The following is an 11,439-nucleotide window of genomic DNA, read 5'->3' on the forward strand; positions in this document are numbered from 1 at the left end:
CATTTTTTCTTTATATGTAATATTCGTTTTTTTGATATAAATTTTTAATATTTATAAGAATATTAACTGGTATAATTATATTAAAATAAACTTGATCTTATATTATTAATATAGGTGATAGTTTATTTTTTAGTATTTTTTTAGATTATATATTTGTATAATTTTCGGAGGTTGCATATGAACAAATATAAAAAAGTCTTAAAAATTGCATTACCAGCTGTTGGTGAAATGGTTCTATTTATGCTAGTTTGGGTTATAGATACCGCTTTTATTGGTAGATGGGGTGGCAATGATGCTGTAAGTGCTGTTGGAATAAGTACCGAAATACTGTATACAATAGCCGGAATAATGGTTACAATCGGTATAAGTGTTCCCATAACTTCTCTTGTGGCTCAAAAATTTGGGGCTAAAAAAATGGATGAAGCTGAGATATATCTTGCAAATGGTTTAAGAATAGGATTTTTAGTTTCTCTATTAGTTTCTATACTTTTATTTATTTTTAAATCTCAGGTTGTCTCTATAATGGGAGCCAAAGAACAAGTCTTTTTGTACTCTATGGAATATATGAAATTTGCAACTATAGGAGTCTTTTTTAATATGATGTCTTCTCTTTTAAATTCTGGATTGAGAGGCATAGGTAGAACAGATATTTCACTCATATCTGCAGGAATTTCAAATATTTTAAATATTTTCTTAGATTGGGTTTTAATATATGGAAAGTTTGGAATGCCAGAAATGGGTGTTGCAGGTTCTGCTCTGGCAACATTAATAGCTTTTTTTGTTTCATTTTTATTTTTGAGTTTTTATTATTTTAAATTTTCAGATTTGAAAATAAAATTTAAATTAATATTTGATAAAAATAAAGAATTCACAAAAAAAATAATCCAATTAGCAATACCATCTGGATTTCAAGAGGGGGCTTTCAGTCTTGGTAGACTTTTAAATGTTGCAATAGTTTTAACTGGTTTAGGTAGTTTATCAGCCGCAACAAATCAAATAGTCACAACAGTTGAAAGTATATCTTTTATGCCCGGTTGGGGCTTTAGTGTTGCTGCAACTTCTCTTGTAGGTCAGATGATCGGAGCTAAAGATAAAGATTCTGCTATAAAGTTCGCAAGAATTTCTGCTCTACTGGGATCTATTATAATGACAAGTTTTGCTTTTTTATACTTTATATTTCCAGAATTTTTTATAGGTCTTTTTATAGATGATCCATTAACTATTGAACTTGGGAAAAAAAGTTTAAGAATAGCCGCTTTTGAACAAACAACAATGGCTATTTCAATGGTATATGCAGGAGCATTAAAAGGATACGGAGATACTAAAACACCATTCTTCATATCTTTATTTACAAATTGGGCTATAAGATTGCCTTTAATATTTGTTTCTGTATTTTTACTAAAATTACCTTTAGAATATGTTTGGGGTATAATGGTAATTCAATGGTTTATAGACGCAGTACTACATTTTATAATGTTTAAAAAGAAGATGCAAGGTGTTTCTTTTAGAAAATTCAGAAAAAAACGCGTTTTATAATGCTATATACCATCTAATTCCAAACTTATCTATTAAATCAGCCATCATTTCATTCCAATCACAAGGACCTAATGGAAATATAATATTTCCATCAATCTTTAAAATCTCATATGCTCTCATTAGTTTATCTTTATTTTCTTTACCAAAGTTCAAACAAAATTGCATATTTTCTCCTGATTTATCCCAGTCATTCGATTCGCTTATAGATATAATATGTTTTTGGTCTTTTATAATTTCAGCATGTAAAAAAGTTCCATCTTCATTTTTTACATTGTACCCTAACTCGGCATCAAATGCTTTTATATATAGATTAACTGCTTCAACACTATTTTTAAGATATGCTTGTAATGTAATTTTCATTTTGTCCCTCCATTTTATTTATTAATCATATTATATCAAAAAACAACCTTTCATCCATAAAAGATGAAAGGTTGTTTAAAAATATATTTTTAGTATTATTCCCACTCAATTGTTGAAGGTGGTTTACTTGTTATATCATAAACTACTCTTCCAACACCGTCTACACCATTTGTTATTCTTGTGGATGCAAGATCAAGTATATCAAATGGTATTCTACTCCAATCTGCAGTCATTCCTTCTACAGAATCAACTGCTCTTAAAGATATTACATTTTCGTATTTTCTTGTGTCCCCTGTAACTCCAACAGTTTTGACGGGAGTTAAAACTGCGAATGCTTGCCAAACTTTATCATACCAATTTTTTTCTTTTAATGTTTCTATAAATATATTATCAACTTTTTTTAATATTTCAAGTTTTTCTTGAGTTATTCCACCTATGACTCTTATAGATAATCCAGGTCCAGGAAATGGATGTCTATATAATATGTGTTTAGGTATTCCTAATATTTCTCCAACTGCTCTAACTTCATCTTTGAATAATTCTCTTAATGGTTCTATTATTTTTAAATCCATTTTTTCTGGTAATCCACCAACATTGTGATGTGATTTTATTTTTGATGTTTTTTTACCTGAAGCCGCACTTTCTATTACATCTGAATATATTGTTCCTTGGGCAAGATATTTTACATCTCCTGATTTTTTAGCTTCTTCTTCAAAAACTCTTATGAATTCTTCACCTATTATTTTTCTTTTTTTCTCTGGATCTTCAATATTCTTTAATTTATTTAAGAATCTTTCTTGGGCATTTACAACTGTCAAATCAAGTCCCATTATTTCTCTAAATATTCTTCTTACATCCTCTGGTTCATTTAATCTCAATAGTCCATGATCAACAAAAACTGCTTTTAAATTTTTTCCTATTGCTTTGTTTATTAAAACAGCTGCTACTGAAGAGTCTACTCCACCAGAAAGAGCTATTATTACTTTTTCATCTCCAACTTGTTCTTTTATTTCTTCTATTTTATGCTCTATAAAATCTTTTAATGACCAGTCATTTGGCGTTTGACATATATCTATTATAAAATTTTCTAATACTTCTGTTCCAAATTCACTGTGCCTAACTTCTGGATGATATTGTATTGCATAGAATGGTTTGTCAAGGAAATGAAAAGCTGCTATTAATCCATTTTCTGTTTTAGCTAATATTTCTGCATTTTCTGGAACTTTTACAACTGAATCTCCATGGCTCATCCAAGTAGTGAATTCTTCAGGTATTTTTGAAAATAATTTATTTTGTTTTTCTACATGTATTGTTGTTCTTCCATATTCTGCAACTTTTTCTTTTCTAACTTCTCCATTAAAAATTTTAGCTAGAGATTGCATTCCATAACATACCCCAAGTACAGGTATTTCTTTTTGAAAAACATATTGAGGTATTTCTGGAGAGTCTTCAGCATACACAGAATCAGGTCCACCCGATAGTATTATTCCACTAACTTCTTCTAAATCTGGATTTTCATCATATTGTACAACATGAGAATAAACCCCTAATTCTCTTATTCTTCTTGCAAGAAGTTGTGTATACTGAGAACCAAAATCAATCACAAGAATCTTTTTCATTAAATTACCTCCTACTTTATTATAATTTGTCTGGTTAATTCATTATATTTTTTTGAATTCTCTTTATTTTGATATAAAAGCGAGTATATTTCTGAAGCTTTTATATCATAGTTAAATTGTTCTAAAAACATATCTGAATGTACTATTATATCTTCGCTTAATTCTTTTTTTCTGATTTCATTTAATATTTTTATATATCTTGATGGAGTAGTGATTATTGGTAATTTAACTTTGTTTTTCATTTGATTTAAGAGTTCTTTACCTTTTTTATTGAATCCAAGTACTCTTATATATTGAGGTCCATATTCATTGAATTTTTGAATTTTTTCATCTGTTATATCAAATATTATATTTAAGATTGTTCTTTTTATTCTGGTATAAGTAAATCTCTTTGTTTTTATATTTGCAAGCAATTCAGATAGATCTGAACTTCTTTGAGCAGATTCTATTATTCTTTTTTCAAGTCCTTCTTTTACTCCATATATTTTTATTAATTCTTCTTTCGGAGTTATCCTTGTTTTGTATAATATTATATCTCTCATATTTTCATAACTTATAGGACCTTTGCCATCATTTATTTCTTGAAGAATTTTTTGATAGGAGGTTTCTGGTATTGTTTTTTCTAAAAGTTTATAATTTTCATCTAATATTATTTTTCTTATTGCTGTAGCAGAGGATATTTCTCCTGTATAATTTTCTTCATTATAATCAGCACTTTTTCTTTTTATACAGTTTAAGTGAATATTTGTATTGTATAATTTGGAATTTTTTAAGTATTCTATCCCAAGTATATCATTGGATTTTTCTATTATTTTATATATTATATCTTTTTTATCATCTTTTTCAAAGTAATCATATAAAGCTTTTTTCCTTGCGTTTGGATATGAATGACCTTCTTTCAAATGATATTTTATATATTTTTTAAATTTTCCCGGTTGATATAAGAGTATATGAGCTATTTCATTCATTATTTCTATATCACCAGATTCACTTCCAAATATTATATCCGTAACTACTTTACTTCTATGAAGTGTTCCTATTGAACCAAGAGCAAAACCTCCTGCATCTTGTATTGAATATACAAATGGTAATTCTAATAAAAGATCTATTCCATTTTGTAATGCTATTTCAGTTCTTGCATATTTGTCTATAATTGCAGGTTCTCCTCTTTGAACAAAATTACCACTCATAACAGCAACCGTATAGTCAGGGTTGACTATTTTTTTAGCTTGTTTTATATGATATTTATGGCCATTATGAAATGGATTGTATTCAACTATCAAACCTAATACTTTCATTATTTTTCCTTATCAGTGGAAATGTATATATATTACATCGCCTTCTTGCAATATATATTCTTTCCCATGTATTGATATTATTCCTTTTTCTTTAGCAATTTTTAAATTTTCAAGTTCTTTTAGATTTTGATAATTTATTATTTCAGCTTTTATGAACCCTTTTTGTATATCCGTATGTATTTTTCCAGCGGCTTCATATATCGTTGTACCTTCATTTATATTCCAAGATTTACTTTCATTTTCATTCGCTGTTATAAAAGTAATTTGTTTTAATAATTTTTTACATTCTAATATAAAATCATCTAATATGTCATTCTTAATTCCAAATTCTTCCATAAAAATTTCTTTATCATCTTCATCCATTTGATTTATGTCTGATATTATTTTTGATGGGATTTCAATATAATCAGATTCCATTTCTTCGGAGTATTCTTTTATTTTTTTAGATAGTTGTTTAGAATTTTCTGAATCATCTATATTTGCAACATAAATTATAGGTTTTTCACTTAATAAAAATAATTCATCTATTATTTTTTGGGTTTCTTCATCTCTTTCATTCTTTTTAAAATTTCTTATAGGTTTAGTATTTTCTAAATGTCCTTTTATCTGTTCTAATATTTCGATTTCTTTTCTTGCTTCTTTGTCTCCAGCTCTTGCTAATTTAAAGGTTTTTTCGTATCTTTTTTGAACTGTGCTAAGATCTTTTTGTATTAACTCAAAATCTATTATTTCAGCATCAAAAATTGGATCTACTTTTCCTGATACATGAGTTATATTATCATCTTCAAAAGATCTAAGCACATGAGCTATAGCATCTACTTTACTTATATGATCTAAGAATTGATTTCCAAGGCCCTCTCCATTGGAAGCACCTTTAACCAATCCTGCAATATCTACAAATTGAATAGTTGGATTTACTTTTTTTGCAGAATTATAGAGTTTAGAGACTTTGTCTAATCTGAAGTCTTTATATTCTATTATTGATATATTTGGCTCTACAGTGCAAAAAGGATAGTTTTCAGCTGGAACTTGTTGTTTGGATAATGCATTAAATAAAGTTGATTTTCCTACATTTGGTAAACCAACTAATCCTATTTTTAACATTTTTTTATACTCCTTTTTTATTTGAAGTTTTTGTATTTTTTGTTTTTATATCTACTATATATATTAACATTTTTTTTATTCTTATACTTAAATATATTTTTAATTATTTATATTTAATGTTATTTTTAAGTTCATTTTTATAGTTATAATGTATTCTTTCGTAAAATATATTAAACAATATTATGTTAAAATATTTAGAGTATTTAAAGGGGGATGATAGTATGAATTTTTCTTTTTTTAATCCTACTAAAGTTTTTTTTGGTATAGATTGTATTTCTAATTATGATAATCATTTTTTAGATATAGGTAAAAAAGCTTTGATTGTAACTGGTAAGTCTTCTGCTAAAAAAACTGGTGCTTATAATGATATAATTTCAGTTTTAAAAAAGTATAATATAGATCATGTACTATTTGATGATGTGAGTGAAAATCCCAACTTTGAAATAATAGAAAGAGCTAAAAATTTTGGTATTAAAAATAATGTAGATTTTATAATAGGTATTGGCGGAGGAAGTCCTATGGATGCAGCTAAAGCTCTTGCTGTTTTAATAGCTAATCCTGATTTTGATGTTGAAGATCTTTATAACAATAATTTTGATAAGGCTTTGAAGATTGTAGAAATTACGACAACTTCAGGAACTGGTTCTGAAGTTACTCAATATTCTGTTCTTACGGATATGAATAACAATAAAAGAGGGTTTGGAAATTTCAAAACTTTTCCATATATTAGTTTTGTAGACCCAAAATATACTTTGGAATTAAATTTTGATTTAACTTTAACAACAGCTGTTGACGCTATGTCTCATTCAATAGAAGGTTTAATTTCAAATACTTCAACAGATTTAACTGATCTATTTGCTAAAAAATCTCTTGAATTGATTAAAAATACTTTACCAATTATTTTGAGTTCTGAAAGTAATTTAAATGATCTTTCTTTGAGAAATGATCTTTCTTTGGCTTCTATGTATGCAGGTATGGTTATTTCTCAAACAGGAACTGTTTTACCTCATGTACTTGGTTATGGTTTAACTTCTAATTATGGTATTAGACATGGTGTTGCAACGGCCTTATTTCAATTGCCTGTAATTAGAAAAATTAATTCTGAGAATCCTCAAAAATTAGATACATTATATGATGTTTTTTATTCTTTTGAAGATTTTAATAATTTTATAAATGATTTAAATTTGGATAGATATTGTACTAAACTTAAGAGTGAAGATATAGATTCATTTACTAAAAATGCTTTGAATTCAAAACACATAAAAAAAACTCCAGCTACTTTTACCTATGATGATATTTTTTCATTTTATTCGGAGGTTTGTAAATGATTATTAATTTAAAAAAAGATATTAAATCAAGAATTTTAAATGGACATCCATGGATTTATTCTAATGAAATTTTGAATGATGTAGATGTTGTAGATGGCGATATTGTTGATGTTTTCTATAATAAGAATTTTGTGGGAAAAGGGTATTATAATTCAAATTCTTTGATAAGAATAAGGCTTTTAACTAAAAAAAATGAAACTATTGATTTTGATTTTTTTAAGAATAAAATCCTAAGAGCCAAAAATTATAGAGAAAATTTATTGAATTTTTCTGATTCTTACAGATTGATTTTTGGTGAAGCAGATGGATTACCAGGACTGATTGTAGATAAATTTAATGATTATTTAGTAATTCAAGTTAATACTTTAGGTATTTTTAAGTATAAATTTGACATTTTAAAGGCCTTAATAGAAATTTTTAATCCTAAAGGTATTTATGAAAAGGATGATGAAAAAAGTTCTAAAATTGAAGGTTTTGATTATTATGATAGATGGGTACATGGCAATGGACCTGATTTACTTGAATTTGAATTGAATAATATAAAATTTTTTAGTGATTTAAAAGGTCAAAAAACTGGATTTTTTTTAGATCAAAGATTAAATGCTTTAAATTTTATGACATTTTGTAAAGATAAAAATGTTTTAGATGCTTTTTCTTATACTGGAAATTTTGGTATACATGCATTATGTGGAGGAGCAAATCATGTTACTTTTGTTGATTTTTCGGAAAGAGCTCTTGAAGTTTTAGAATTAATTTTAAAAAATAATAATATTAGTTCTAATAGATATGATTTGATTCATTCTAATGCTTTTGATTATTTAAGAATGATGGATGAAAGCGGTAAAATGTTTGATATTACATCAATTGATCCACCTTCACTTGCAAAATCAAGGAAAAGCAAACCAAATGCATTTAGAGGGTATAAAGAGATCAATTTAAGAGCTTTAAAAATAACTAAAAATGGAGGTTTATTAAATACTTCTTCATGTACTCAAATAATTTATCCAGAAGAATTTTTTAAAACTATTTTTGAAGCTGCTGAAAATACTAATAAATCATTAAAATTAATAAATAAAGGTGTTCAATCACCCGATCATCCAGTTTGTACAAATATTTTTGAAACAGAATATCTAAAAAATTATTTGTTTTATGTAGAAGATATAAATAATTATTGACGGAGGTGTACTAAAATGTTATTTTGGGACCCAACTTTTTTAATATTAGTTCCAGCAATTTTGCTTTCTTTATGGGCTCAAATTACCGTAAAGAGTACTTTTGATAAATTCTCAAGAAAGAGATCTTCTTTAGGAGAGAATGGAGCACAATTTGCAAGAAGACTTCTTGATTCTTTAGGTCTTTTCGATGTAAAAGTTGAAAGAGTAACAGGTTTTTTATCTGATCATTATGATCCACAAAATAAAGTTCTAAGGCTTTCTGATGCTACTTATAATTCTTTTTCTGTAGCTGCTTTAGGCGTTGTTGCTCATGAAGTTGGACATGCTGTTCAAGATCAAAAATCTTATAAACCTTTAGTATTGAGGAACCTTTCTGTTCCTTTCGCAAATTTTGGCGGTAATTTATCTTGGATTATATTTATAATAGGTTTAATTTTTTCTACCCCTACACTTTTATATGCTGGTATAATATTGTTTTCTTTTGTTGTTTTATTTTCATTGATAACTTTACCAGTTGAATTTGATGCAAGTAATAGAGCCATTAAAGTTTTACCTATGGTTGGAATGTCTTCTGAAGAAGTTGTTATGGTAAAAAAAGTTTTAACTGCTGCTGCGATGACTTATGTTGCTGCCGCTTTTATGTCAATTATGCAATTGGTTAGAATGCTATTTTTAGCTCAAAATAGGGATTAATATATGGTTAGATTATATGCTTTTAATATTCTTAAATATTATTATAAAAGAGGAACTCTATCACAAAATGATTTATCTCAAGCATATTCTATGCTTGAAGGTAAGGATATATCGTTATTAAATAACTTAGTTTATGGTACTTTAAGATATACTGTAAAAATTGATTTTTATTTAAATCATTTAATAAAAAATTTCAAATCACAACCCCCAGCTTCTAAAACTATTCTGAGGCTGGGAGTTTATCAGTTATTGTCTAATTTTGAAGATTATGCCGCAGTTAATGAAACTGTTAACTTAGTAAAGAACAAGAAAACAAGAAATTTTGTAAATGCCGTTTTGAGAAATTTTATAAGACAAAAAAATAGTTTTAAATTACCTAAAAATGTTGAATATTCAATTCCTTTTGATTTTTTTAATTATATTAAAAAAAATTTTAGACATAATGAGGAAATTTTTATATCTCATTTAATGAAAAGAAAGAAATGTATTAGAGTTAATACTTTATTGTCTTCTAATGAAAACATTTCTGAATGGTTGAAAAATAATGAAATTAATTATAGCATAATAGAAGGTTTAAATGATCTTTTTGTAATTAATTCTGAACATATTAGATTGGAAAACACTTCTCTTTATGATAAAGGTTTTTTCTATATTCAAAACCCTTCTTCATATTTAGCTTCAAAAATTTTAAATCCTATAAATGAAGATACTGTATTAGATGCTTGTTCTGCACCTGGTGGTAAAACATCGCATTTATCTCAAATAATGAAAAATAAAGGTAAAATAATATCTGTTGATAATGATATTATAAGATTAGAAATTGTTCAAAAAAATGTTAAAAGACTTGGTATTAAAAATGTAGATACTGTTTTGGCTGATGTTTCTACAGTTGAATTTGATTTTAAATTTGATAAAATTTTATTGGATGCTACATGTTCTGCAACTGCAACTTCACCAGTTCATCCTGAAGTTTTATTAAGAGCTAATATTAAAGATTCTTTGAATTATCAATCTATACAGAGAAAAATTTTATCTAATTTGTTTAAACATATAAAAAAGAATGGTATTTTAGTTTATTCTACATGTACTTATTATAAAATGGAAAACACAGAAAATATGAGATGGTTGACTTCTAATTTTGATGTTGAATTTATTAAATTTGATAGTCTTTTGAATAGTTTAAATATAGAATATGAGTTTGATGGTTTTGGTTATTATTTAATACCTAATGATGTATTTAGTGGTTTTTATATTTCAAAAATGAAATTTGGAGGTTTTTAAGTTTATGAAGAAAAATTTATTAGATATGGATTATCAAGAATTAAATTATTTTATAACTGAAGAGATGGGTTTTCAAAAATTCAGAACTTCACAAATAGCAGATTGGATTTATCAAAAACATATTTTCACTTTTGATGAAATGACTAATCTTTCAATAGATCAAAGAGCTTCTTTAAAAGAAAAAGCAGAAATTTTTTTGCCTGAAATATTTGATATTCAGAAATCAAGAATAGATGATACTACTAAATTTTTATTTAAGCTTAATGATGGTAATCTTGTTGAATCTGTTATTTTATATTATCCAAATAGAATAGCTGCTTGTATTTCTTCTCAAGTAGGGTGTGCATTAAAATGTTCTTTTTGTAATACAGGTAAATTAGGTTTTACAAGAGATATGTCTTCTGGAGAAATAGTTGGACAAGTTTTAGCTATGGAAAAATATCTTAACAGTAATATTAATAATATTGTTTATATGGGTATGGGTGAACCTTTATTAAATTATAAAAATGTAATAAAATCGATTTATAATTTAAATGATAAAAAAATGAAAAATTTAGGAGCAAGACATATTACTATTTCAACTTCTGGAATAGCAGATAAAATAGAAGAACTTGGTAATTTGAATATAGAAATAAGACTTTCTGTTTCTTTACATGCTTCTACAAATATACAAAGAGATAAAATTATGCCAATTAATTCTAAATATCCTGTAGAACAGGTTTTACAGGCTTGTAAGACTTATCAAGATAGATCTAATAAAAGAGTTACGTTTGAATATATTGCAATAAAAGGGTTTAATGATTCTGCAGATGATGCTGAAAATCTTGCCAATGTTTTATCAGGTATAAAATCTATGGTTAATATAATACCAGTTAATCCAAATCCTTCTGGTTATGAAAGACCTTCTAAAAGATTTTTAGATGCTTTTGCTGAAATATTGAGAAGTAGAGGTATTGATACAGTTGTTAGAGCGGAAAAAGGAACAGATATAGATGCTGCATGCGGTCAATTAAAAGGTAAATATTCTAAATGATATATTGATTTT

Annotated in this window: 10 protein-coding genes; 6 read left to right on the top strand and 4 right to left on the bottom strand. The window is 26.5% G+C overall.

Annotated features, from left to right (window positions below):
- Positions 1-177: 177 nt before the first annotated feature.
- Positions 178-1,536 carry an MATE family efflux transporter gene (locus C7380_RS01265; protein ID WP_109603665.1) on the top strand — a complete coding sequence of 453 codons (1,359 nt, stop codon included), beginning with the start codon at positions 178-180 and terminating at the stop codon, positions 1,534-1,536.
- Here the strand turns inward: C7380_RS01265 and C7380_RS01270 are convergent.
- The 4 genes from C7380_RS01270 to ychF all read right to left on the bottom strand — a co-directional run bounded on the left by C7380_RS01270 (position 1,531) and on the right by ychF (position 5,917).
- Positions 1,531-1,896, bottom strand: a complete 366-nt coding sequence (locus C7380_RS01270) for a VOC family protein (RefSeq protein ID WP_109603666.1) — start codon at positions 1,894-1,896, stop codon at positions 1,531-1,533. The genes C7380_RS01265 and C7380_RS01270 overlap by 6 nt on opposite strands.
- A 95-nt stretch (positions 1,897-1,991) precedes the next feature.
- Positions 1,992-3,515 (bottom strand): glutamine-hydrolyzing GMP synthase, encoded by a 1,524-nt coding sequence (gene guaA, locus C7380_RS01275; protein ID WP_109603667.1) that lies wholly within the window; start codon positions 3,513-3,515, stop codon positions 1,992-1,994.
- A gap of 11 nt (positions 3,516-3,526) precedes the next feature.
- Positions 3,527-4,813 carry a nucleotidyltransferase gene (locus C7380_RS01280; RefSeq protein WP_109603668.1) on the bottom strand — a complete coding sequence of 429 codons (1,287 nt, stop codon included), beginning with the start codon at positions 4,811-4,813 and terminating at the stop codon, positions 3,527-3,529.
- A gap of 12 nt (positions 4,814-4,825) precedes the next feature.
- Positions 4,826-5,917: a redox-regulated ATPase YchF gene (gene ychF / locus C7380_RS01285; protein WP_109603669.1), complete on the bottom strand. Its 1,092-nt coding sequence runs from the start codon at positions 5,915-5,917 to the stop codon at positions 4,826-4,828.
- A gap of 221 nt (positions 5,918-6,138) precedes the next feature.
- Here ychF and C7380_RS01290 point away from each other — a divergent pair, with 221 nt between their 5' ends.
- From C7380_RS01290 to rlmN, 5 genes are read left to right on the top strand one after another with little or no spacing between them, the layout of a single operon-like run.
- Positions 6,139-7,245 carry an iron-containing alcohol dehydrogenase family protein gene (locus C7380_RS01290; protein WP_158274739.1) on the top strand — a complete coding sequence of 369 codons (1,107 nt, stop codon included), beginning with the start codon at positions 6,139-6,141 and terminating at the stop codon, positions 7,243-7,245.
- The gene (locus tag C7380_RS01295; RefSeq protein ID WP_109603671.1) at positions 7,242-8,420 is read left to right on the top strand and encodes a class I SAM-dependent rRNA methyltransferase; all 1,179 of its coding nucleotides are present in this window, start codon (positions 7,242-7,244) and stop codon (positions 8,418-8,420) included. The genes C7380_RS01290 and C7380_RS01295 overlap by 4 nt, the downstream gene beginning before the upstream one ends.
- A 15-nt stretch (positions 8,421-8,435) precedes the next feature.
- Entirely contained in the window at positions 8,436-9,113 is a 678-nt protein-coding gene (locus tag C7380_RS01300; protein WP_109603672.1) for a zinc metallopeptidase, read from the top strand.
- 3 nt (positions 9,114-9,116) lie between these two features.
- Positions 9,117-10,394 carry a transcription antitermination factor NusB gene (locus C7380_RS01305; protein ID WP_109603673.1) on the top strand — a complete coding sequence of 426 codons (1,278 nt, stop codon included), beginning with the start codon at positions 9,117-9,119 and terminating at the stop codon, positions 10,392-10,394.
- A 4-nt stretch (positions 10,395-10,398) separates the two neighbouring features.
- A complete protein-coding gene (rlmN, locus tag C7380_RS01310) occupies positions 10,399-11,427 on the top strand; it encodes a dual-specificity RNA methyltransferase RlmN (protein ID WP_109603674.1) in 1,029 nt (342 codons plus the stop codon).
- Positions 11,428-11,439 lie beyond the last annotated feature (12 nt).

The organism is Oceanotoga teriensis (assembly GCF_003148465.1).
Lineage (GTDB): Bacteria > Thermotogota > Thermotogae > Petrotogales > Petrotogaceae > Oceanotoga > Oceanotoga teriensis.